Annotated in this window: 13 protein-coding genes and 1 pseudogene; 9 read left to right on the plus strand and 5 right to left on the minus strand. The window is 70.6% G+C overall.

Translation table 11 applies throughout. From position 1 onward, the window contains the following. Window positions 1-497 precede the first annotated feature (497 nt). Window positions 498-971, plus strand: coding sequence for a hypothetical protein (locus OG823_RS10290; RefSeq protein WP_371479161.1), 474 nt, complete (start codon window positions 498-500; stop codon window positions 969-971). Next, window positions 968-1321, plus strand: coding sequence for a hypothetical protein (locus OG823_RS10295; RefSeq protein ID WP_110673530.1), 354 nt, complete (start codon window positions 968-970; stop codon window positions 1319-1321). The genes OG823_RS10290 and OG823_RS10295 overlap by 4 nt, the downstream gene beginning before the upstream one ends. 718 nt (window positions 1322-2039) lie before the next feature. On the opposite strand, the gene OG823_RS10300 is transcribed toward OG823_RS10295, so the two are convergent. Next, the gene (locus OG823_RS10300) at window positions 2040-2420 is read right to left on the minus strand and encodes a winged helix-turn-helix domain-containing protein (protein WP_371479162.1); all 381 of its coding nucleotides are present in this window, start codon (window positions 2418-2420) and stop codon (window positions 2040-2042) included. A 352-nt stretch (window positions 2421-2772) separates the two neighbouring features. Between OG823_RS10300 and OG823_RS10305 the strand changes: the two genes are divergently transcribed. From OG823_RS10305 to OG823_RS10315, 3 genes are read left to right on the plus strand one after another with little or no spacing between them, the layout of a single operon-like run. Beyond that, a complete protein-coding gene (locus OG823_RS10305) occupies window positions 2773-4488 on the plus strand; it encodes a replication initiator (RefSeq protein WP_371479163.1) in 1716 nt (571 codons plus the stop codon). Next, window positions 4485-4670, plus strand: a complete 186-nt coding sequence (locus OG823_RS10310; RefSeq protein ID WP_371479164.1) for a helix-turn-helix domain-containing protein — start codon at window positions 4485-4487, stop codon at window positions 4668-4670. The genes OG823_RS10305 and OG823_RS10310 overlap by 4 nt, the downstream gene beginning before the upstream one ends. Next, complete coding sequence (locus tag OG823_RS10315; RefSeq protein ID WP_371479165.1) at window positions 4670-5986, plus strand: tyrosine-type recombinase/integrase; 1317 nt, start codon at window positions 4670-4672, stop codon at window positions 5984-5986. Before OG823_RS10310 ends, OG823_RS10315 begins: the two co-directional genes overlap by 1 nt. Window positions 5987-6157: 171 nt before the next feature. Here the strand turns inward: OG823_RS10315 and OG823_RS10320 are convergent, their stop codons facing one another. Beyond that, window positions 6158-6457: a hypothetical protein gene (locus tag OG823_RS10320; RefSeq protein WP_371479166.1), complete on the minus strand. Its 300-nt coding sequence runs from the start codon at window positions 6455-6457 to the stop codon at window positions 6158-6160. A gap of 9 nt (window positions 6458-6466) precedes the next feature. After that, window positions 6467-13384: a polymorphic toxin-type HINT domain-containing protein gene (locus OG823_RS10325; RefSeq protein WP_371479167.1), complete on the minus strand. Its 6918-nt coding sequence runs from the start codon at window positions 13382-13384 to the stop codon at window positions 6467-6469. A gap of 70 nt (window positions 13385-13454) precedes the next feature. Between OG823_RS10325 and OG823_RS10330 the strand changes: the two genes are divergently transcribed. Further along, a complete protein-coding gene (locus tag OG823_RS10330) occupies window positions 13455-13754 on the plus strand; it encodes a hypothetical protein (RefSeq protein ID WP_371479168.1) in 300 nt (99 codons plus the stop codon). A gap of 551 nt (window positions 13755-14305) precedes the next feature. Here OG823_RS10330 and OG823_RS10335 read toward each other — a convergent pair. After that, window positions 14306-14530, minus strand: a complete 225-nt coding sequence (locus tag OG823_RS10335) for a hypothetical protein (RefSeq protein WP_371479169.1) — start codon at window positions 14528-14530, stop codon at window positions 14306-14308. On the opposite strand from OG823_RS10335, the gene OG823_RS10340 reads away from it, so the two are divergent. Beyond that, entirely contained in the window at window positions 14499-18398 is a 3900-nt protein-coding gene (locus OG823_RS10340) for a ricin-type beta-trefoil lectin domain protein (protein WP_371479170.1), read from the plus strand. The genes OG823_RS10335 and OG823_RS10340 overlap by 32 nt on opposite strands. A 289-nt stretch (window positions 18399-18687) precedes the next feature. After that, the gene (locus OG823_RS10345; RefSeq protein WP_371479171.1) at window positions 18688-22662 is read left to right on the plus strand and encodes a beta-N-acetylglucosaminidase domain-containing protein; all 3975 of its coding nucleotides are present in this window, start codon (window positions 18688-18690) and stop codon (window positions 22660-22662) included. A gap of 300 nt (window positions 22663-22962) precedes the next feature. Here OG823_RS10345 and OG823_RS10350 read toward each other — a convergent pair. After that, window positions 22963-23466, minus strand: a pseudogene (locus OG823_RS10350) (HNH endonuclease); the annotation flags it as partial. Window positions 23467-23903: 437 nt separating this feature from the next. On the opposite strand from OG823_RS10350, the gene OG823_RS10355 reads away from it, so the two are divergent. Beyond that, on the plus strand, window positions 23904-25091 hold the full coding sequence (locus tag OG823_RS10355) for a mechanosensitive ion channel family protein (RefSeq protein WP_371479172.1): 1188 nt from the start codon (window positions 23904-23906) through the stop codon (window positions 25089-25091). Window positions 25092-25200 lie beyond the last annotated feature (109 nt).

The raw sequence follows: 25200 nt of genomic DNA on the forward strand, positions 1-25200 counted from the left end.
CGCGCACCAGGTCGCCAGCCTTCATCGCCTGGGCGATGCAGCCTATTTCGGCACACCCTCCGTGATGGCCAGTTTGACCAATAACTCGACGCAACGGCAGGGGGAGACTCCTCAATGCCTCACCCGTCCTGCGGGTACTGATATCGAAATAAGTATTCCCCGAAGGTGTCAACAGAACGCTCGCTACACCCTCATTCTTCCCAGGTGCAAGCCTGGCCAGATCGGTGTATGCCCGGAGATCACACTCCAAGCCATTCGTATTGTGGACCAGGACCGGCGTGGCCCCCGCCAGCACATAGTACGTGTGGCACGCGGTCGCTCGCTACCTGCATTTTCGCTGGTCAGGGGCTATATAACGGTCCGTCGAGGTGTGCCGATGTGCGTCGGTGTGCGTGATTGTTGCCGTCACTACTGCCGTCAGAGGTCTAGTCCATTGGGGAAGAGTCAACCGCCGCGCCGTCTATCCATCGATTGACATCCGAGCTACTGTGGATGTCATGACTGCGGCCTACGAGGACATGCCCTTCAGTGAGCTTCTCCACCATCCCGCCGCGACTACGCGTCGGCTCGATGCCGTCCGCGCGCTGCGGCTGCGCAGACGCGACGCGGAGGACCTGGCCCTGATGCGCGTCGACCAAATGGAGCGCGACACCACCGTCGTGGACTTCACCTCCCGCCTGCTCGCCGGGCTGGTCCGGACCGAGAACATCGGCGCCCTGCGCCAGGCGCTGCCCGAAGCCCTCCCCTGGAGCGCCTTCCTGCCCGCCGAGGACATCGACACCCTGCTCGCCGAGCTGGTCGACACGGCGCGCGGCGCGGTGGCCCTGGACAACCTCTCACCGATCGCACTGCTGCTCGCCCAGTGGAGGCACAGCGCCGAGATCTATGCGGACCCTGCCTTGCACGCACTGCTCACCCGTGAACCCGAGGGCGACCTCGGTCCCGTCCCCGCGCCCGGGGCAGCGGAGTGAGCCCGAAGCGCGGAGACCGGGCCGCGCCACCCCCGACCGGCGACGAGTACGACCTCCGGTTCGCCAACACCGAGGCCGCCGACGGCTGGGAACACCTGAGCCGCCAGGCACCGGGCAACCTGCGCCGCGCCTTCGAGCGGATCCGCGCCACTCCCCGCGCCGCCGACATCCCCGACCGCCAGCACCGACTCAAGGGCAAACTCGGTACCACCACCTACAAGGGGCAAACCCTGGAACGCTGGCAGTACGAAGTCACTGGTGGAGGACGTATCTGGTACCTGCTCGACGATGCCAACCGCACCGCCTGGATCACCTACGCCGGCACCGGCCACCCCAAGGCCACGGACTGACGTGCTCACGGGCGACTGTCCGGCAGAGCACGCACGACCCGCCCCCGGGTCAGCCCCTCTTCCCGTTGGATAGCCCGTTGGGATATCCAACGGGACAACTTGCTCTGCCAGGAGCCCGGTTCCGGTCAGCCCGTCGTGCTGGCCGGTTGTCGCTTCCGCTGCCCCACCGTCTCGTCGGCTCGGCTTGTCGCTGAACTGCTCGCGTCCTGACCGTCCCGACCGCGCGGGGGCGAGTTCGGGCAACTGCTGGTCGGAGTCCCGGCACACGGCACTGCTCGTCCGTGGGCCGGTCGCTCGGCGCGGGTGCGGTCAGTGGGTCGGCGCGACGTCGGCCGCCGCCCTCGGCGAGCGCGACGATAGAAACGAAGGGTCGGCCCCCTGGCCGACCCCGTGCCTGCGATCCGGCCGTAGGACGGTCGCAGGCGACAACTTGCTCCGCAAGGGGCAAGGACTCCTTACCCCATAACTTGCTCCGATCTGGTCGGTGCTGGGGTAAGCAGCGCTTACCGCACAACTTGCTCCCATCGGGCACCAGTCGAGCCCCGCTCACGACCCGGCGGACCGCTGACCGCCGACACCCGTGCATACCTCGGGGCCGGTCCGACCCTGGGTCGGTCGGCGACGTCGGGCCACCTCCAGCGGGCGGGGCCCGCCTTGAACCTCGTAGAGAAAATCTGGACGCACGACTCCAGCCCCTGGCCGTCCAGCGGCCGACGGGTCAGCGGTCTCGCTCGGTGCTGCCTGCTTCGAGGGCCTCGACGCGGGCACGCAGAGCGGTGAGCTGATCAAGCGTCTGGGCCAGTGCCAGCTCCAGCGCCTCGACGCGCGCCGCCGTCCCGCCGACGGGCGTGTTCCCCGCCGCCCCGTCATCTGAGTTGCCGTCGGCGTCGGGGTGGGCGACGAAGGCTCCCTTGCCGGGGCGGGAGATCGCGTAGCCGTCCTGCTTCAGCAGGGCCATGGCTTTCTGCACGGACAGGCTGGAGGCCCCGTACTCCGCCATCAGCACGGCCTGCGTCGGCAGCGCGTCCCCGGGGTTCAGCTCCCCGGAGCGGATCCGCTCCCGCAGGGCCTCGGCGATGACTTCGAACGTCAGCAACACCGTGCCGCCCGCCGGTTTACGTCCCCGCCGCCCCACCGTCACCGCAGGTCACCCCGCTTTCTCTGCGCCTCTATCACCGAAATCCGGCCGGTCCAAAACGGAGGACCGGGGCCACAGTACTCGCGTCGCCACCGGCCACCGAAATAGATGAGGAGGGATGCACTTGAATGCGCGCTTGAAGCGATGCTACCTTCACGCACCGCTGGTGAACACCACCGCTGACCAGGCCAGACGTCCCCGGCCCACCATCCGCGCCCGCCGCCACGCGCACCGTGCCCACGTGCGCCGACCACCCTGGTCGCCCCTCAATCGCCTCTCCTCTTCTCCCGACTCCTGCCGGAGGCCTGTCCCCATGCCCGCGCAGCTCCAACTCCCCACCCCCGCAACCACCTCCACTCCCGCCAGCACGGCGTTCGCCGCACCGGCGCTCACCACCAGCGCCGACACGTCCGCGAACAGGAACTCGGCCCTGGAACGCCGGGCGCGGCTGACCGCCAGGCTGGCCAAGCTCGCCGCCGCCGGATACCTCGCACCCCTGGCCCGGCAGATCGGCTCCCTGGGCGGCTGCGCCCGCCCGATCCGCATGACCGGACACCGCACCCGCCTGGACAGTGCCACCGGCCAGATCCTCGACCACCTCGACACCCGCCACCTGCCCGCCGGCGAACTCCTGGTGCGCTGCGGCAACCGCCGCACCACCCGCTGCCCCGCCTGCTCCACCCTCTACCGCTACGACACCTACCAGCTCATCGCCGCCGGACTACGCGGCGGCAAGACCGTCCCCACCACCGTCGCCACCCACCCTCGCGTCTTCGCCACCCTCACCGCCCCCGGCTTCGGCCCCGTCCACAACCAACCCGGCACCGCCCCCTGCACCTGCGGCACCCGGCACGACGACGGCGACCCGCTCCTCGGCACCCCGCTGAACCCGCAGCAGTACGACTACACCGGCGCGGTGCTGTGGAACGCCCACGCCCCCGCCCTGTGGGCCCGCTTCACCACCCACCTGCGCCGCGAGATCGCCAACGCCGCCGGACTCACCCAGCGCACCCTGCGCCACCACGCCACGCTCTCCTACGCCAAGGTCGCCGAATACCAAAAGCGCGGCCAGATCCACTTCCACACCGTCATCCGCCTCGATGGACCCACCGGACCCACCAGCACTCCGCCTGCCTGGGCCACCACCGAACTCCTCGACCATGCCGTCCGCGCAGCTACCAAGCGCACTCGCGTCCAGCACCAACACCCCACCACGTCCGGGGAGGCCGACCCGGCACAGTCGAGGGGGCACACGGCGTTCCGGTTCGGGCGGCAGATCGACGTCCGCGCGATCCGCAGCGCCGACTTCACCGGCGACGCCCCCGTCACCGACCGGCACGTCGCCGCCTACATCGCCAAGTACGCCACCAAGGGCGCCGAGACCACCACCGGCACCCTCGACCGCCGACTCCCCTTCCTCGCCGAACTCGCCCAGCACGACCTCACCGACCACGCCCGCCGCATGATCCACGCCGCCTGGCACCTTGGTGCCCGGCCCGAGCACGCCCACCTCCGCCTGCGCCAGTGGGCCCACATGCTCGGCTTCCGAGGCCACTTCTCCACCCGCACCCGCCGCTACTCCACCACCCTCACCCACCTCCGAGCCGAACGCACCGCCTGGCGCACCCACCAACCCGAAACCGCTGCCCCGACGCCGACCGACCCGGCAATGGTCGACCGGCACGCCGGACTGCCGATCGGTGGGGGCCGGTCGGTCACTGACCGGCACGGTGACCACGATGACCTGATCGCCGGTCACACCGACCGTGGCCCCGGTCACCCCGCCGGTCACCGCGCGAATGACGGGCGATCCGGCGGCGCGGACACGACGCTGGTGATCTCGCACTGGCAGTACGCCGGAACCGGCCTCCTGCCCGAACTCGCGCACCTCGCCGACCTCCTGGCCACCCCACCGCGCCCCCGGCCCGAGCAACCGAGCCGACCCAGGCACGCACAGCGCTCCGGTGACCGGGCCGGTCACTCCACTGACCCGCTGACCACCCCCGTCCAGACGGGGGCGATCGCATGACCGCCGACAGCGAACTCCTCACCGTCCCCGAGGTCATGGCCCGCCTCAAGATCAGCCGCTCCACCGTCTACGACCTCATCCGCACCCGGCAGCTCGCCTCCATCACCATCGGCCGCGCCCGCCGCATCCCCACCCACGCCCTGACCGCCCTCGTCCACCACCAACTCGAAGAGGCAGCCTGATGACCACCGGCCCCACCTCCACTCCCGGCACCGGCTCGCGCAGGGTCCGCGCCAACGGGGACGGCACCGTCTACCAGCGCAAGGACGGACGCTGGGAAGCCGCCGGATACGTCCTGGCCGTCGGCGACACCCGCAAGCGCGTCCGCGTCTACGGCGCCACCCGGAAGGAGGCGCTGGCTCAGCTGACCGAGAAGATCGCCACCAGCAACCGCGGCGTCCCCGTACCCACCGCACAGGGCAGCCTCGGCGCCTACCTGACGTACTGGCTGGAGAACGTCGCAGTCCACCAGCTCCGCGAGACCACCCACACCCGCTACACCGCCTGCACGAACCGCTACCTCATCCCCGGCCTCGGCAAGAAGAAGCTCGCCAAGCTCACCGCCAAGGATGTCCGCACCTGGCTCAACCAGCTCCGCACCACCTGCCAGTGCTGTGCACGCGGCCTCGACGCCGCCCGCGACCAGCCCCGCTGCTGCGCGACCAGCACGTGCTGCGGCAAGCGGCTCTCCCCGCTGACCCTTGCCTACATCCACTCCGTGCTCAAGTCCGCCTTGGAGCACGCCGTCCGGGAAGAGGAGATCCCGCGCAACGTCGCCCGAAACGTTCGCACCGGTACACCCCGGCCCCGCCGCTTCGAACCCCTCACCACAGACGAAGCCCGCACCTTCCTCGCCGCCGCCCAGGGCCACCGCCTCCACGCGCTGTTCGAACTCGCCCTCCGCACCGGACTACGCAAGGGCGAACTCCTCGGCCTGCGCTGGGAAGACCTCGACCATGGCAGCGGCACCGCCAGCATCCGCCGCACCCTCCAGCGCACCCGCACCGGCGGCCTGACCACCCTCCCCACCAAGACCGTCAGCTCCGAACGCCGAATCGCCCTCCCTGCCCCCTGCCTGCTCTCACTCCGCGCCCACCGGGAGCAACAGGCCCAGGAGAAGGAGAAGGCCGGCGCGGGCTGGGTGGCCAGCGGCCACGTCTTCACCCGGCCCGACGGCCACCCCATCGAACCCGCCACCCTCACACGCCACTTCAACGCACTCCTTCGCCGCTCCCACCTGCGGGCGATCCGCTTCCACGACCTGAGGCACTCAACCGCGACACTCCTCCTGGAACAGGGCGTCGAACTCGTCGTCATCAAGGAGCTGCTGGGTCACGCCCACATCGGCGTCACCGCGACCGTGTACGCCCACGTCCGACTCCGGCTCCAGCGCCAAGCCATCGACCTCCTCGGCCACGCCCTCCGCAAGCCGTCGGACACTACCGCCAAGCCCGACGACGGCGACGACCCGCCGCTTTGCGCAGCCCCCGTCCGCTGACGTTGCCGTCAACTACTGCCGTCAGGCTCCCATGAGAGACCAAAGCAGCCCCGCCGGAAAACCCGGCGGGGCTGCTTTCTGCATACCAGATTAGATTCCTTCATCGCGCGCAGGCGGATGCTGGAGGCTTATAGCTGCAACCACAATATGCGGCTCATCTGGAGATCATTGTCACGGAGTTCCTAGAATGCCTGCCACTGTTTCGTGAACCTGGGTGGCGATGCGAGTCAGTTGCCTGGCCTCGTCAGCTCCACGCGCAGCCCTTTCCATCTGCCACTCGATGAACATCGGAGCGAACCAGATGAGCTTCACGAGCCTCGAATCGATCATCTCCCCGGGCTGTGGGATCTGCGAAAGCAGTGCCACATAGGCCTCACCCGCATCCAGATCGAACTGCCCCGATCGGAGCTTCCCAAGGAATCCCGACTCGTCATCCCAGGCCGCATCTAGCAGCTCCAGCAACTCTTCCAAGACAGCCTCCTACGGCCAGAAGCCAACGATCGCATCCGCTGGCACATTTTGCCAGATTAGCACCTCAGAGTCCTTCCTGGCGTAGGCACTATGCCTCGGACTTGACGGGAAAGGCCCATCGGAGATATCCGTGTACCTAAATGGAATGCGGCGCAGGTCAATTGCCACCACCCCATTGCCTTGATTATATTTCCCAAAGGCGGTGGCCGGATCCTTACTCGTGGATATCCAGGGCGTCATCTTCTTTCCGGCCACGTGCGACAGTGGCGACACGCCAGCATTACTGGGATCCCGCGCCGTAAGGCCCACCGAATGGTCCTCACCCTGGGCGAGGGCTCGGTAAACGATATTTCCATCGGGATCCGGCCCAGCGGGAGGGCACGAATTGTGGACAAGGACTGGCGTGGTCCCTGCCAGCACATAGTACGTGTGGAGGTTGGCGACGGTCAGGTTGTGCGTGGTGACCGCATAGGCGTAGTTCCGCACAGCCTGGACCGTGAGCGTGCTGCCGTCCGCTCGGCGGAGGTGCTCGCCGGATCGGAGCTCGCCGGCGTCGACCCACTGGCGGCGGGTCTCGCTCCAGTACGGGTGGTGGTGAGTGGAGGTGATGACCGCCGCAGCCGCGGGCGGGCCTCGGGGGCTGGCGTCGCTGGTGAGGGTGAGGTCGGTGAAGTCCGTGTCGTCCGGCGTGGTGATCGTCGCGGTGACCGTCTCCGGGTGGGTCTCGCCGGTCTGCGGATCAGTTGCCGTCACGACGTCGCCGACGCGAACCTGATCGATGGGCTTGGTGGTGCCGTCCGCCATCAGGACGGCCGTGCCGGAGGGGAAGCTGTTGCGCGCTGTCGAGCAACTCGTGCCCGCCGCCTCGTCGACTTCCTCCTTGGCCGCGTGGGACTCCGTGCTCGCGGCATCGCCGGCCGTCTCCTTGGCCGCCTTTTCCTCCGCGGCCGTGGCGGCCGCCTTCTCTGCGGTTCTGGCCTCCTCGGCGGCGGTCTTGGCTCGAACGATCGCCTTCTCCGCGTCCAGTGCCGCGCGTTCGCCGGCGCGGATGATGTCGTAGGCCTTGTCTATCTCTTTGTAGATCTTGAAAGCCTTGATGCCGACCTTGACGGCTTTGAAGATCTTGCCCCAGGGCACCGCGTTGAGCGCGGTGTTGACACAGGCCATCACATCGCCCTTGGTGAAGCAGTCACGGGCGTCGTTGAAGCCGATCAGGTCACCGATCATGTCGATCACCTGGTGCTGGATCTCGTCGCGCTTGCGCTTGCCCTCGTTGATGACCTTCTGGGCGTTGTCGCTGTCGGCCTGCGCGGCCGTGACCTCCTGGTCCGTGGCCGAGGGTGGCGGCGTGGGGGTGGACGCCGGCTGGGTGTTGCGCACCGGGTCGGACGGGCCGCATACGTCCATGCACATCCGCAGCAGCCCGTTGGCGTCGGACTTGTTGACCGGACTGTTGTTGGCGTACGCGTAGGCGTTCCACTGCTGCGGGTCGCCGGCGTCCGTGATGGGGTCGGGGCTGATGAAGCGCCCTGTCTTGGGGTCGTACTCCCGGGCGCCGAGGAGGGTGAAGCCCGTGGCCGTCTCCTTGGTGCCGCCGACGAAACCCTTGTCGCCGGCCCAGACGCCGGCACCCGGCTGAGTGCCGCGCTCATTGCCGAACGGGTCGGTGGGACGGCGGACTTGGGCGAGCGTGCTGGAGTCGAACTGGACGCCGTTGGTGCCGTGCGGATCGGACGCCTGGTAGGCCAGGGTGGAGGCGCCCTTGGTGATCGTCCGGGTGACCGACAGGCCGTCCGGGGCCGCGTAGCTGCGGACGTCCGTCACGACACCGGTCGCGGTGTCGAGGGTCAGCTGGTCAGCGCCCAGATTGAGGGTGGTCTTCCCCGGATCCCGGCGGATCAGCTGGTTGCCGGAGCCGTCGTAGAGGTACTTGGTACCAAGGCTCTGCGCGGTTCCGCTGATCTGGTCGAGCTTGCCCTGCGGGTTCCAGGTCAGAGTCTGCGTACCCGGGGTACTGGTGATGGCTGCGGTGTTGCCCGACGCGTCGTAGGTGTACGACGTGACCGCGCTCCCGGCCGGGCCGGTCCGAGTGGACTTCACCAGTGCGTGCGGACCGCCCGTACCGCCGCCCGTGGCCGGATCGGTGGTAGGCGTGTTCGGACCGGTGGCGAAGGTCTGGGTGGTGGTGACGTCCTTGCTGGTGTCACCGGTGACGTCCTTCTGGACCAGCTTGGTGCGGTTGCCGGTCAAGTCGTACTCGTACTGCTGCCAGTACGGCGCGGGCCCTCCGACCTTCGGTGTGCCCGCGTTGGCGCAGCCACCGATGTTGGGAACGCTCGGCTGGGCGGCGACGGTCTGGGTGCCGGTGTCGGTCCAGGCCTGAGTGAGCCGACCCAGGTAGTCGTGGGTGAAGCACTGCAGGTCCGCCACCGTGCCGTCCTGGGCGTCACGGACGGAGGTGACCTGGCCCAGCGCGTTGTACGTGTAGTCGTTGACGTCGACGTCGGCGTTGGGCGAGTTCTGCTTGTTCACGATCGAGCGGGTGACCCTGCCCGTGGCATCGTCGATCGTCATCGTGGAGACGACCTGAGCACCGGACGAGCCGAGCGTGGTGCGGATGGGTCGGCCATACGGGTCGTACCGCACGTCCACGACGTACGGTGTGGCCGACAGTCCGACCGTGCCCGACAGTCCGGTCAGTTGGCCGACCGTGTTGAAGGCGAAGGTCAGGGTCTCCGCGCCCCTACCGGCCACGGTGGGGAGCTGGGTGGTCGCCAACCGGCCGGCCTTGTCGTACTTGTTGGTGGTGGGGTAGGTCCCGCCGAGTGCGTCTTCGGTCGAGGGGATCGTGATCTTGCTGCCGAGTTCGCGGTAGCCGATGTCGTAGCCCGTGACCTCGGACTTGTAGGCGTCGCGGGTGCCGGTCGGTCCTTGGGCGTATCGGGTCGTGGAGGTGGGCTTGCCGAGCACCAGACTGTCGTAGGTCCATGCCACGACCTGCTTGGCGGAGTCAGCGGCCGTGCCCTCGTAGGTTCCCGTCACACGGCCCAGCAGATCGGTGGCACTGGTGGTGCTCTCACCTCGCGCATCCGTGGTCGTGACGAGGTTCTTGGTGTCGTCGTACGTAGTGGTGCCGATGCCTGAGTCCGGGTCGGCACTCCTCACCGGCCGGCCGAGCAGGTCGTACTCGTAGGTCCACTGGTTTCCCACGGCGTCCCTACGCCACGCCTCCTTGCCGGACACCGTGTAGCCGTAGGTCGTCTCGTCGTACGCGCCGGTCGGGGTGTTGGCCCGGTACTGGCGCAGCGCCGTGGTCCGTCCCCGGCCGTCGGTGACCGTCGCGGTGGCGTAGCCACCGGCCGGCGGCACGGTTCGCGTCTCATCGGCGCCGACGTACTGGGTGCTGCTGCGCCACTGCTCGACGCCCAACGACTGGAAGATCGTAGCCGTGGTACGGCCTAGGCCGTCGTACTTCTGCACCGTCTGCGCCGGGATCTGACCGTCGGGGTTGACCCCGCCGTTGGGCATGAAGAGTGCGCCACTCGGTACGGCCTGGTCGTTGTAGTACGCGGCGCTGGTCTTGGTCTGCCAGCCGTGCGAGTCGAACAGAGCGTCCGTGATCATGCGGCCCGGTGCGCCGGACGGCGTCGAGGCCTGGGTCTGGCGAATCCGGCCCAGGCCGTCGTAGATCGTGAAGCTGGAGGTGTAGGTCCTCAGATCGCCCATCAGCGCCTGGGTCAGCACGGTCGAGGGCGCGTTGGTGCCGTTGAGGGCGTAGGAGAACGTCCGGTTGGGCAACGCACCCTTGCTCCGGTCATAACCAGGTTGCCAGGAGGCCGTGCCGCGGCCGAGGGCGTCGTAGTCCTGCTCGGAGACACGGCCGTTCTCGTCCTGGACCTTCACCGGCAGAGCGCGGCCGACATCCAGGGTGGTGACGTTCTGCCAGCCGAGCGGGTTGGTGTGGGTGATCACGGTCGGGAGCGAACCGGTGGCCGGACTGTAGGCGGTCCTGGTCTCAGCCCCGAGCTTGTGGGTGTCGTCCTTCCGGGTCGGGTCGATGGTGCTGAGGACGCGACCGTAGGCGTCGAAGGTCGCCTCTGCGGTGAGGCGGTACTTGGGAGTGGAGCCGTCATAGCCCTCCAGCACCTCGGTGGCGGTCTGCTCGAACTTGGTACCGGCCTGGCCCCACTCCAGGGAGTCGAAGTACGAGCGGGTGTCGGCCACCGTGTTGGCGGCGGTCGCACTCTGGTCGCAGCCGCCGGAGAGGATCAGGGTGCGCGAAGCGAGTTGGGTCAGAGCGCCGTTCGGGCCGGTCGCGTAGGTGAACGAGGTGCAGAGCATCTGCTCGGGGTGCGCCAGGTCCCCCTTGTCCTCCACGGTCAGCGGGCGGGCAAGGTCCGTGGTGTCGTAGGTGGACGCCTGTTCAGTGGTGCGCCAGGTGCCGTTCGCGAGCTTGGAACGTGTCGTGACCTTGCCGCTGGCGGTGGCCCTGGCGGTGATCGGCGGCATGCCGCCGGACTGCGCACGGGTCGCCGTGATCGCGCCGAGCCATGGGGTGGAGACCACGTCGGAGACCACACTCCCGTTGGCCTCGTCATAGGTGCGGGTGTCACGGATGTAGCCGGCCAGGACGTTCTCGTCGACGATGCTGCCACCCTGGACGTCCGGGACGGAGACGCTGCGCTTGGTACCGTCGGCGAGTACGTCACCGTCCATGCCGCGTAGGAATGTGGAGACCGACTGCGTGCGCGGCGCCTCGACGGCGCTGCCGGAGCCCGAGCGGGTGGTGACTGTCGCGTAGCCGCGGAACTGGTCCCAGGTCCGCATCTTGGGATCGGCGAGCTCGGAGTCATTGCGGTGCCAGGCCGCGCCGCCGCCGTACTCGTAGTCCACGACGGTGCTGACGGAGCCGGTCACCGCGTCCTGTTGGGTGACGGACTGGACGATGACCTTGTTGAACCAGTCGTACACGGGATCGGCTGCCGACTGCCCCGGCAGGTACCACCTCACCGGCATGCAGGCCATCGTGTTGCTGTCCTCGGAGGACGGCATGTGACCGGCAACGCGAGAGCATTCGGCAGGCTTGTAGACGACGTTGACCACGCCACCGGTCTCGGTGGTGATCTTCTGGATGCGCGGCCGTCTGTACGGCTCCACCGATGCGTGCGTGCCATCGGGGCGGATGATCTCGCCGTCGACACGGTTGGGGATCTGCAGCGGCTGGAAGGCGACTGCAGGGAGGGTGATCGGCGTCTTGCCGTTGCTGCCGGTGCGCTGCACCGAGTCCAGCCACAGTGCCGGGGACGTACCGTCGCCGGGATCCTGGAAGGACTGGTTCAGCGCGAAGGAGTCCACCGAGCGGTACGCGGTGGTGGTCGGGTCCCAGACCTCTGTGTCGATCTTCGTAAGGCGCCGGGTGCTCCAGAACGTCGGCGAGTACACGGTGCAGTCACCGGTCGCGTCACAGGTCTGGTCGATGGGTGTGTCGGGCCACGACTTCGCGTTGGCCTTCACCCGCTGCGCGGGATCACAGGTGATGGCGTCGGCCGGGATGCAACGCTCGGTCGTGCGGAACCACGCCTGGGCGGCCGGGTTGGCCTTGCCCTTCGCGGCGATCTGGTCGGGCAGGAGCTGGCCGTAGCCGACCCAGACGGGGTAACTCGCGCGCTCGTACTGAGTGCGGGTGCCGGCGCCCTGGTTCTGGCCGCCACCACGGGAGTAGGAGTTGTGCTCCTGCGCGTACCGATAGGTGATCAGGTTCTGGTGCGGATCGACGACGTAGTCCAGCGACCACTGCCAACCCATCTGCGACCAGGAGTTGGTCGCCGGGGAGGCGGACTTCATGCACGGGTCCTGACCACCGGGCCAGTACACCGGCACCGTGGAGACGGAGTCGGAGGCCGTGTCGGTGCCGTCACCACCGGGCAGGTGGTTCGCACCGAAGTAGAACTGGGTGCCGTCGACGGTGGTGATCCGCCATGCCTCGCCCGCCCACGCACTGTTGCTCCGACCGGTCAGACGCTCGACCCTGGTACCGTCCTCGCCCTGCAGGTGCCAGGCGCAGGAGGTGTCGTCGCGCACCAGTTGGCCGGCGTGGCCCGCGAGCGACAGGGACAGGAGGTCCCCACCCCAGCACTGGTCGCCGGAGTTCTCCACTCCAGCGTCCTTGCAGCCCTTGTAACCGCGCGTGATCGAGCCCGGCTGCCACTCCCAACCGTCACCGATCCACGACGGCTGCGCGTTCGTCGACGCCGTCCTCCCGTCCACCGCCGCCGAGTCGTAGGCCAGCGAGACGCTCGGGGCGGAGCCGCCCAGCGCGGACGGCATCTCCACCGTGTACCCGTACGTGAAGTTCGCCGCGTTCGCACCTGCCTGCCACGACGACGAAGGCGTCAACGGCGAGGCCGAGAAGTCGCCGGACGAACCCGACGGACCCGCCTCCACCGCCAGCGCCACCACCGGACCACCGCTCGGCGCGGCGGTCGGAGCGGCGAAGGCGCTCACAGAGGAGGAGGACTTCGTGGCCGACGACGCGGTGGCGGCAGACGTGACCGCCGGGACGTCGATGTCCGCGACCAGTCGCCCGGCGTCGTCGCGGTGTGACGCGACCGGCGTGCGGGTGGTGCAGCCAGCCGCTCCCGGAGTTGTCAGTGCGCAGCCCGGGAGCTGCACCACCCGTGCCCGGTCGGACCAGTTGGCGCCCGCCGCGCTGGCCCACGCGGACGTGTCAAGGCCCACCTCGACCTTACCCGCCGAGCCGCCCTCGCCCGTGTCCGCCACCGAGAGCAGAGCGCCGTTCACGCCGGCCGCGCGGGTCTTCGCCTCGTCGGCGAGCTCCACCCGCAGCTTTACGTCCCCGCCCTCGCCGGGTGCCAGTGGCGCCGCCTGCGCCGAAGCCGTCGAACCCGGTGCCTGCTCTACCCACACCGGCAGGGAACCAACCTGCACCGGCGAGTTCGCCGGCGCCGCGTCCCGAACAGCGGAGGAGGAGGCTGCAGTGGCGTCCGGCAGTACTGTCGTCGCCGCCCCCGAGGCCGGTCCCGCCGTCTCGGGTGGAGACCACTTCCTACCCGGATCGGCCGCGTGCCCGTCCGCCTTCGCGTCCACACCCTTCACCGGCGACGACTGCGGCAACGGCGTGTTCGGCGGGATCCACACCGCCGGCGGCTTCACCGCATCCGCCACTGCCTCCGTCGAAGGAATCGTCACCACCGACATCAGCACTGCCAGCGCCGACACCGCGGCCAACCGAGAACAACGTGAGCGCACGAACAGCCCAGCACGACGCGACAACTGATTCCCCCACAAAGCCCAGCACGACGAACACGGACACCGCCGGATCAGGGGCACCCTAGGAGCCGCCGCTCGACCCCGGGAGGGATTTCTCAGAATTTGCCGACGTGGCCAACATCACCTCCGGCGCAATGTGCTACGTCTAGAGACAATCCGGGCAGGCGGCCAATCAAGTCCGTTGACAGAGAAGAAAATATGAAGCGACCGTGGCGTCGATCCATGTAGATTTCACATCTCACGACGGGGACTCATGTCGCGACCACATCCGCCCGCAGAGATACCCAGGTCCCGAACCGCCCTGCGGCGGGGACCCTTCCGCTCGGCGCTGCTTCCGATGGCCGGCGCAGCCGTACTCTCGCTCGGCGCCGGCCTGCTCGTCGCTCCCATCGCGACCGCCGCTCCCGACAGGGGGCACGGACCTGCTGAGACCTCCTGGCCCGTCACGCCCGCACAGCCTGGTGCCGCGGGACAGGCCGAGGCCGTCAAGTCCGCCCAGGGCAAAGCGAGGAGCACCGGCCAGCGGACCGTCATCGATGCGCTGACCACGGGGAGTAGTCAGACGTTCGCGAATCCGGACGGCTCGCTCAGCACCGACACGAGCTCGGCGCCGGAACGGGTGAAGGGTGCGGACGGCGGTTGGCGCAGCATCGACGCGACGCTCGAGGCGAACGCGGACGGCACGCTCTCACCGACGGCCGTGCCCTCGACGCTGATGTTCTCCGGCGGCGGCAGCGGCCCGATGGCCACCATGGCGACGGTCGACGGCAAGAAGCTCGCCATCAGGGCGCCCTTCGACCTGCCCAGGCCGACCGTCGACGGTGGCAGCGCCTACTACCGCTCCGTCCTCCCGGACGTCGATCTTGAGCTGAGTGCCACCAAACTCGGCGGCTGGCGCCAGGTCCTGATCGTGCACACCGTGCAGGCCGCGGCCGACCCGAAGATCAGAAATCTCCACCTCGACGTCATCGCCGACGGACTGACGGTCAAGGCCGATGACGCAGGCAACCTCGCCGCCGTCGATGCCACCGGCGCACCCCGTTTCGCGGCTCCGAGCCCCGTCCTGTGGGACTCTGCCACCGCGCCGGCCACGGACTCGGCAGGGCCAATCCCGGAGAACGGCCAGGGCGAGTCGGCCGCCATGGCGGCTCCGGTACAGGCCGAGTCCGTCGAGACCGCCACCGCAACGGCGTCCAGCGCCGACGGCCCTGGTGCCGGTGCCAACGTGGGGCGGGTAGCGGTCTCCGCGAGCAGCACCGGCATGGACCTCGTGCCGGACACCTCGACACTCGGTCAGGGCACCGGCCCGTGGTACATCGACCCGGGCTGGAACCCGAGTGCTGACAACGGGATGCAGGCCTGGGCGCAGGTCCAGGAGTACTACCCGGAGACGATGGAGTACAACAGCACCGCGTCCAACCAGGACAAGCCGGCCGCCGGCTACTGCGGATACATCAACTCCGCCAATCCGTGCCCGGAGACCGGCCGTACCCGGGCGTACTTCCAAGTCGGCGTCAACTCGCAGATCTGGGGCACCACCGTCCTGGGGGCGAAGCTGTACGCCAGCATCGTCGCATCCTCCAGCCCATCGACCTCAACGCCGATGGGCCTGTACTCGACCGGCCCCATCAACCAGTGGACCCGATGGAACGCGCAGCCCTGCGGCACCGGTTCCACCATGCAGGGCTGCACCAAGATCGGCGGAAACTGGATCGCCGGTACCGGTGGCATCGAGTACGACGTCACCAGCCAGATGAGCACCGCCGCGGCCCAGCACTCGAGCGACTTCACCTTCGGTTTCGCCCCCGACGACGAGTACAACAAGTTGTACCGCCAGCGGTTCGCCAACAACCCCCACATCGTGGTGACGTACGACATCGCCCCGAGCATCGGCTCTCCGCGTACCAGCCCCACTCCGGGGTTCGCCCGGGACGCGTCCTCCGACCCGTGCTCCACTCCCAACACCACGAACCCGTGGGACAAGCCGGGCTGGGTCGGCCTGAACACCGACATCACACTCAAGACCGACACCTGGTCGCCCACGGGTGAACAGCTCTGGACCACGTTCCAGATCTGGGACGACGACAACGGCGGCCAGTCGCAGTTCCACGAGAGCGGGTGGAACGCCAGCTCCGGCGACGTCGCAGTCAGCGTCGGCCCGCTGATCGACGGGCACCAGTACGGTTGGACGGCCCGCACCGGCGACGGCACCCTCGGCAGCCAGAGCTCCAGGATGTGCTTCCTGCGCGTCGACCGGACGCCACCGACCGCCCGGGTCACGTCTACGGACTTCCCCGAATCCGGCACGCTCGGCGGACACCCGAAGTTCGAGAACGAGCCGGGGGTCTTCACGCTCAGCGGCACCGACCCGGCGCCGGCCTCTGGTGGCCGTTCATCCGGTCTGGCCTGCGCCCGCTGGACCACCGACCCGGTCCAGGCTGCGGCCACCGGCTGGCACTGCACCGATAAGGACGCCCACATCGTCACGATCGACAACGGGTCCGTGGACGTGTCGATCAAACCGGCGCACTGGGGAACCAACTTCGTCTTCCTTCAGACCATCGACGACGCCGGGAACATGTCCCAACCGGTCTCCTACAGCTACTACGCGCCGTCCAACCCGAACGGCCCGAAGCCGATCCTGGGCGACATCACCGGTGACCGGGCGGCGGACGTCCTGCTGCCCGACAGTTCGGGCAACCTGCGGCTGATCAGCGGCGGCGCCGACCCGTATCTTGCGCCGAACGCTCAGACGTGGTCGGCGCCCGGGGGCAACGGTTGGAGCACCGTCCAGACCACCCACCGCGGGTCGCTGACCGAGAGGACTGTCGACGACCTGATCGCCCACGAGACGACGCCACAGGATCCGAACCACAAGTACTCACCGAGCCTCTACCTGTACGCCAACGACAGCCAAGGCCGCTTCGACGGGCAGTCGCCGGGCGAGCTCTTCAAGCAGACCACCTGTCTGCTGCCCGACTTCTCACCCATCACCTGCTCGGACTACGGCTACGGTCCCGACTGGTCCAAGGTCTCCCAGATCGCAGCCCTCGGCGCCTTCGCCGGGGACTCGGCCTTCCAGGCAGGCACCGGCCTCTGGGGTCTGCCCCGTACCTCGCTGCTGTTCATCGAGGACGGCAGGCTCTGGTTGGGCACCTCGACGAGCGTCCAGATGCTCGATGGACCAGCCGTCCTGCTATCCAACAGCGACAACACCAAGGACTGGGACCACTACGACCTGGTCACTCCCGGTGCGGCCGAAGGCACCGATCAACCCACCGTCTGGGCACGGTCCAAGGTCGACGGCTCCCTTCACGCCTTCGCGATCAAGGGCGGGAGCACACCCGACCTGAGCGGCTTCAAGGACCCGAGCGCCGGCTTGATCGCCAACGGCGTCGACCCGAAGCTCTACCCTACGATCGGATCCGACGGAGACCTGAACGGTGACGGGATCCCCGACCTCTGGGCCGTGGACACCAACAAGCAGTTGGTCTCCTGGAACGGTGTCGGCAACAAGGCGCCGGACGGTCTCAGGACCGGCCCGACCGTGACGGGGCTGAGCCAGACCCCCGTCGTCGTGGGCAACCTCAACCGGCCCACCGCCAACTGGCTGGCCGCGCCGGACGGAAGCAACACCATCGCCGACGGGCAGGGCGGATTCGTCGGAACCGCCTCTGGCGTCGGTTGGTCCCAGGACTCCCCCGGTGGCCGCGACACCACGGTCGGCACCTTCACAAGGGACGGGAAATCGACCATCACCATGGGCGCCCCGGTCATCGACACCCGCAAGAGCTTCACCATCTCCGCCTGGGTCAAGCCCGGCTCTGACGGGGGCGTCATCGCCTCCCAGGACGCCGCGCACGGCAGTGACTTCATGCTGTACAACGACGGCGGCGGGGCCGCCTGGCGGTTCGCGCTGAGCTACGCGGACGACGACGGCTGGTCGTACCACTACACGGACAACCTCAATGCCGCGGCGACCGTTCGAACCGGAGTCTGGACCCAGATCACCGCCTCGTACAACAAGGACAGCGGGCTGATGGCCCTGTATGTCGACGGGACGCTCGCCGGCACGGGCTACCACCCCGCCTCCGACAGTTCCGCGCCCTCCAACAACTTCGTCCTGGGGCGCTACAAGGTCCGGAGCCAGGCGAGCACCACGTTCAACGGCAGTCTGAGCAGCATCGCGGTCTATCCCTTCGCCGTGGCTTCCGCCGCGCCGGGTACGTCCGGCGCCATCTCCTCCGGGGTGAACGGGGGAATGTGCGTCGACGACAACGCGGGTTCCACCAACGACGGTAGTGCGATCCAGCTCTACACCTGTAACGGCGGCCCGGCCCAGCAGTGGTCGCCGGCTTCGGACGGGTCGGTGCGGGTACTGACGGGCTGTCTGTCTCCGCAGAACTCGGGCCTCATCAACGGCACCCCGATCGAGTACCACTCCTGCAACGGCACGCCGTCCCAGGTGTGGATTCCGAACGCGAACGGGACGCTGTACAACCCGGCCTCCGGTCGCTGCCTCGACCTGCCGGGCTGGAACGCGGTCAACGGCAACCGCCTGCAGCTCTGGGACTGCCACTCCGGGGCGTCCCAGCAATGGATCATCCCGAGTCTGCGCACCGCGCCCCTCCCGGCGCCGCCGCAGTCCTGACCCTCCCCGGCCCGGCCGGGAGCACGACCGGGTGGACGGGCCCGTCGCCGAGACCGCGCGGCGGGCCCGTTCGTTCCTGCGCGACTCGTCCACGGACCCCGACACGTCATCAATCGAGACATATGAGGCATACACCCCCGCGACGTTGACACCGCCTGTCTCAGCTGGTGGGCTTTGGCCGCGACGTGGATCGCAGGTGGTGGGACGCGGCAGCGCGGCCCGGCGCGGTTCGCTGGCCACGTCGTCCGTCCGGCTCGTTGACCTGGGCACTCACCGCGAGGAGTCTCCTGTGCAGTCCCGTGTGTCCGTCGCCGCCGGCCGTCGGCTGAGGCAGCAGTTGGAGCAGAGCGCCGCCCTTCGGGACGTGCTCCACCACCCGGCGGCGCTCGCGGCGCGCCGGGCGACGGCCAGGACCGCGCGGCAGCTGGCACCACGGGCCGCGGACCGGATGATCGCGGATCTCAAGGGGACGGAGCCGCTGCTGGCGTCCGTGCGCGCGGAGCGCGGCACCGTCCACGGCACCGGCACCGTGCGGATCCCGGCTCCCCGGCGGCGGACCCTGCAGATGGCCGCGACGCTCTCGGCGGCGGCCGTGGTCGGCGGACTGCTGGTGAGCGGCCCGGTGTCGTACGCCGCGCCGCCCTCGTACGCGGCGGCGGCCGCCGACCTCACGGGTGAGACGGACGCGGCGCCGCAGACGCCGCTCGGCAGCGTCGCCGACCCGCAGGTGTTCCCGCGCCCGCAGCAGCAGAGCGTGGCCGGCCGGCCGGTGACCGTACCCGCCGAGGTGGCGCTGGTGCTCGCGCCCAAGGCGGACGACGGCGCCGTGGACGCGGTGCGCGAGGTGCTGGGCATCGCCGGTGCGAACACGCTGACCCCGCGACCCGACTCGCCCGCGCCGGCCGCCGGTTCGCTGGTGGTGTACGTCGGCGGCCCGGGCGAGGGCGCGGACGGCACGGTGGACCGGGTACTGCGCGAGCTGACGGTGGCGGCGGGCGGCTCGGACAGCGCGGCGCCCTCGCCGGGCGGGCTGCCGGCCGGCGGATACGTCCTGGCGGCCGGTCAGCTGCCCGCGCAGGGCGGCGGGACGTACGGCGCGGTGGTGCTCGCCGGGGTCGACGCCACCGGCACGTACTACGCGGCGCAGAGCATGCGGCAACTGCTGGCGGCCGTCCCGGGCGGCCAGGGCCAGGGCCCGACGGCCGAACCGGCCGGCGCGGGCAGCCTCGGCCTGCCCGGGATCGCCCTGCGGGACTGGCCGTCCGGAGCGCCGGTGCGCGGCACCGCCGAGGCCTTCTACGGCACGCCGTGGACGCAGCACCAGCGGCTGGAGCAGTTGGAGTTCCTCGGCCGCTCCAAGCAGAACTTCTACCTCTACTCCCCCGGCGACGACCCGCTGCGGCTGTCCCGCTGGCGCGACGCCTACCCCGCCGGCCAGGCCGCGGACCTCGCGGCGCTCGCCTCCGCCGCCCGCCGCGGCCACATCACGCTCGGCTACGCGATCGACCCCGGCCAGTCGTTCTGCTACAGCTCGGGCAAGGACCTCGACGCGCTGGTCGCCAAACTGGAGAGCCTGCGCAAGCTGGGCTTCGGCGCCTTCCAGCTGCAGTTCCTGGACGTCAGCTACGACGAGTGGCACTGCGGCGCGGACAAGCACACCTACGGAACCGGCCCGGCCGCCGCCGCGAAGGCGCAGGCCGAACTGGTCGGCAAGGTCCAGCAGCGGCTGGCCGCCGGGGGCGGGGCACCAGTGCCCCTCTCGGTGGTGCCCACCGAGTACCACCAGCAGGGCGCCACCCCGTACCGCTCGGCGCTGGCGGCCGCACTGCCCGAGGGCGTCCAGGTCGCCTGGAGCGGCGTCGGGGTGATCCCGGACCGGATCACGGCCGCTCAGACCGCCGACACCGGCTCGCTGTACGGGCACCCGCTGGTCACCATGGACAACTACCCGGTCAACGACTCCAGCCCGGACCGCCTCTACCTCGGCGCGTACACCGGCCGCGACCCCGAAGTCGCCACCCGCTCGGCGGTGCTGCTGACCGGCGCGATGCAGCAGCCGGTGGCCTCCCGGGTCGCGCTGGCCACGGCGGGCGACTTCGCCTGGAACCCGGCCGGCTACCAGCCGCAGCAGTCCTGGCAGGCCGCGCTGCGCTCGCTGGCGGGCCCCACCGCCGCCCCCGCCGGAGCCGCCGCGGCCCCGGCGGGCCCGGGGTCGGCGCTCGCCGCCGTCACCGCGCTGGCCGGCAACAGCTCCTCGTCCCCGCTGGCCAAGCAGGAGTCCGGCTACCTGGCCCCGCTGCTGGACCGGTTCTGGGCCGCGCTGGAGCCGGGCGCCCCGGACCCCGCCGCGGTGGCCGCCGCGGCGGCCCCGCTGCGCGAGGCGTTCACCGCGATGGCGAGCGCGCCGCTGACCCTGGCGGCCGATCCGGCGACGGCCGCGCTGGCCGCCGAGGCGGGGCCCTGGCTCACCTCGCTGCGCACCTACGGGCTGGCCGGGCAGTGCGCGATCGACATGCTGGTGGCGCAGCACGGCGGGGACGGCTCCGCCGCCTGGAAGGCCCGGGTCGCGCTGAGCGGGCTGCGCGAGCAGGCCGCGCAGAGCCCGGCGACGGTCGGCGCGGGCGTGCTCGGCCCGTTCCTGGAGCGGGCGGTCGCGGCCGCCGACACCTGGGCGGGTGTCGCCGGCGGCGGTGTCCGGGCGACCAGCACCCTGGGCAGCGCGGGCGACCACGCGCCGGTGCTCATGACGGACGGCGCGGCCGACAGCTTCTACTGGAGCTCGGCGCCCCCGCAGCCGGGCGACGCGGTCGGGCTGGATCTCGGCGACGGCCGTCCGGTGGGCAGCGTGACGCTGCTGATGGGCTCCTGGGGCAACGGCCCGGACGCCGCCACCGCGACGGACGACTACGTCCGGGACGGGGTGCTGGAGTACTCCACCGGCGAGGGCGGCTGGAAGCAGCTGGCCCAGCTGCGGAACCAGCGGAGCGTGACCGTGGCCGTCCCGGCCGGCGAGGTGGTGCGGGCGGTTCGCCTGCGTGCCACCTCGGCGCAGAAGACGGCGGTCGCGATACGCGAGTTCAGCGTGACGGCGCCGGGAGACGCCCCGACCAGCGTCTCCGGCGGCCCGGCCGCCGCCCCCGGCTTCTCGGCCGCGGCCGTGCTGGACGGCAACCCCGACACCGCCTACCGGGCCGCCGTCGCGCCGACCGCCGACGACGCCCCGCTGACCGTCGAGCTCGGCGAGGACCGCCCGCTGGACCGGCTGACCGTGCTCACCGACCCCGGCGTGCGGGCCACCGCGACCGTGCAGGTCCGCCACGCGGACGGCAGCTGGGTGCCGATCGGCACCGTCCAGCCCGGCTACAACGAGCTGCCCGCCGGCGGGCTGCCGGCCGGCGCGATCCGGCTGATCTGGAACCCCGGGGGCGAGCCGCCGGTGGTGAACCAGGTGATCCCCTGGTACGCCGACGCCCCGGCCGCCCGCCTCACCCTGTCGGACACCACGGTGGACGCGGTGACCGGCGCGAACGCCCCCGTCCAGACCCGCGCGCTCGTCGAGGCCGGCCGGCCGGAGGGGGTCAGCGGCGAGCTGCACACCGAGGTACCGGCGGTCGCGAAGGGGCTGACGGTCACTCCGGCGGGCGCGGTCAGCGTGCCGCGCGGCGGCAAGGTCGGCACCCCGCTGCTGGTCACCGCAACCGCCGAGACGCCCACCGGGACGTACGCGGTACCGGTCACGTTCACCGCCGGCGCGGCCACCGTCCGCCAGGTGCTGCAGGTGCACGTGGTGCCGCCGACCGGCGGCCCGGATCTCGCCGGCACCGCGACCGCCGACTCCTCGGGTGACGAGACCAAGGCCTTCCCCGCCTCGGCGGTCGCCGACGGCGACCCGAAGACCCGCTGGTCCTCCCCCGCGGCGGACGGCGCCTGGGTGCAGCTGAAGCTCCCGCAGGCCGTCCACCTGGGCGCGGCGGTGCTGCACTGGCAGGCCGCCTACGCCTCCTCGTACAAGCTGCAGACCTCGGCCGACGGCGTGACCTGGACGACGGTGGCGAGCGTCGACGACGGTGGCGGCGGGACGGAGACGGTGCGGTTCGACGCGCCGGACGCGCGGTACCTGCGGATGCAGGGCGTCTCCCGGGCGACCAAGTACGGCTACTCGCTCTGGGGCATCGAACTGTACGCGGTGGCCACGAGCACCCCGGCGGGTACGCAGGCGCAGTCGTCGCCCCCGGTCGCGCCCGGCGCCACGCCCCCGGCGTGATCGCGCCGCCCCGGCGTGGGCGCTCCGACGCGCGCCGGTCCCGGACGGACGGCGGGCCGCCGGCGCTCCCGCTGCGGGGGCGCCGGCGGCCCATGAGGCGTACCGGAGAATGACGGGGCAGGCCCTTGTGGAACGCGATCAGGCGGAGAGCGGTTCGGGCTGCTCGCCGCGGCGGGCCGATGCGGGGCGCGTGGTGGCGCCGTGCACCGGCGTGGGGTGGGCTGCGTGCGCCCGGCCGAGCTGCACCGGGTGAGCCCCGGCGTACTCGCTATGGTCGTGGTGCTCGTACTCACGGAACTGGTCGTTCGCCCCGTAGGGCTCCAGGTAGGGGCGCCAGCGCGGGTCCTTGATCCCGGTGCCGATGATGCGCCAGGCCAGGCCGCTGGGCGGGGCGGGCTGGTGCTTCATCCGCCAGCCGAGTTCGGTGAGGTGCCGGTCGGCCTTGGTGTGGTTGCAGCGGCGGCAGGCCGCCACCACGTTGTCCCACCGGTGCTGGCCGCCCCGGCTGCGCGGAATGACGTGGTCGACGCTGGTCGCGGCGGCCCCGCAGTAGACGCACCGCCCGTGGTCACGGGCGAACAGGGCGCGGCGGGTGAGCGGGACGGGCCCGCAGAAGGGGACCCGGACGAAGCGGGTCAGACGGACGACGGACGGCGCCGGAAGGGCGCTGGTGGCGCTGTGCAGAGTGATTCCCGAGTCCTCCAGGCTGACCGCCTTGTGGTTGAGGACCAGGATGAGTGCGCGGCGCATCGATACGACACCGAGTGGCTCGTAGGACGCGTTGAGGACCAGGACATGCGGCACGGATGCCTCCTTGGACGCCTGCGGCGCGTGGCTCGCGCCGGGACGAGCGGTTCGACCACGCAGCGGGTGCGTGATCTCCCCCAGTGTCGCCTTACGCGTTGGTACGGCGCCACCACTCCTGTGTAACGGACCTGACGTGGATTCCGGATGTGCTTTCGGTCATAACCGGTATGCCCAGGTGGTGGCCGGTTGCACACCCCCGCTCCCGGCCGGGCGCGGCGGGCCCCGCCGGGGCGGGCCGTCACCCGGCCCCGGCGGGCCGTCGGCCGGTCGGCGCAGCCCTGACTGCGCGTCCGGGCGCCGGCCGGGCCCGCGGCCGCGTGCGGGAGCGCCCCCGAGCGCCCGCTAGGCTGGTCCGGACGGTCCGCGGGCCCGGGAGCGAGCACAGCGCCGGGTGCCGGCGGCCCCGCCACCGCTCCCTTCAGGAAGGCCCGCACGTGTCCTGGTCCGCTGTCACCGGTCTTCTAGCCGACGCGGCCCCGGCTGCCGCCGGCACCACGACGACGGTCCCCGGCGAGTCACCGTCCGGGCTCGACCTCAGACTCCCCACCAGCGCGCAGGAGGTCGGCACCAGCACCAAGCAGGCCGCGAGCTGGCTGGACGCGCACTGGCAGGAATGGATCGCGAGCGGCGTGCGGATGGTCTTCATCGTGGTCCTCGCGCTGGTCCTGCGGGCCATGGTGCGCAAGCTGATCACCCAGCTGATCACCCGGATGACCAGGCCGCCCGAGGACGACGCGGCCGAGCCCAGCCGGCTCGGCGGGCTGCTGGCGAACACCGGGGTGGTCAACCCCGAGCGGCGCCGGCAGCGCTCGGAGGCGATCGGTTCGGTGCTGCGCAGCGTGGCCTCGTTCACCATCCTGGGCACGGCCGCGCTGATGGTGCTGTCGGCGCTGGGGATGAACCTGGCCCCGCTGCTGGCCAGTGCCGGGGTCGCGGGCGTGGCGATCGGTTTCGGCGCGCGCAACCTGGTGACGGACTTCCTCTCCGGCGTCTTCATGATCATGGAGGACCAGTACGGCGTCGGCGACGAGATCGACACCGGCGTGGCCACCGGCACCGTGCTGGAGGTCGGCCTGCGGGTGACGAAGCTGCGCGGGGGCAACGGCGAGATCTGGTACATCCGCAACGGCGAGGTGAAGCGGATCGCCAACATGAGCCAGGGCTGGTCGACCGCCTCGGTGGACGTCCAGGTCGGGTACAAGGAGGACCTGGTCAGGGTCGGCGCGCTGATCCACGAGACGGCGGAGGTGCTGGCCAAGGAGGCGCCCTTCGACGAGCTGGTCTGGGCCCCCGTCACCCTGCTCGGGCTGGAGTCGGTGGCGGCGGACTCGGTGGTCCTGCGGGCCGAGGCGCGTACGGCCCCGGGCAAGGCCTCGGTGGTCGCCCGGGCGCTGCGCCAGCGGCTGAAGAGCGCCTTCGACGAGGCCGGGATCAAGCTGAAGGAGGAGCCGCCCGCGGTGGCCGCCGGGCTCGCCGCCGCGGCCGCGAGCGCCGTGGTGGACGCCGCCCCGCCGTCGGTGCTGGCCGACCCCGCCTCGCCCCGGGCGCTGGCGACGGCGCCGATACCGGCACCGGCCCGCCCCGCCGACGAGAGCGGTCCCGCTCCCACGAAGTCCGGCTGACCGGCCGGCCCGCAGCACCGCCCGCCGCCCACCGGCGGCCCCCCGGAGCCCCGCTCCTCCGCTCGTCGGAGGGCGGGGCTCCGCGGCGTCCGGTAACGGATCGGCATCC

Source organism: Kitasatospora sp. NBC_00315, assembly GCF_041435095.1.
Taxonomy (GTDB): Bacteria; Actinomycetota; Actinomycetes; order Streptomycetales; family Streptomycetaceae; genus Kitasatospora.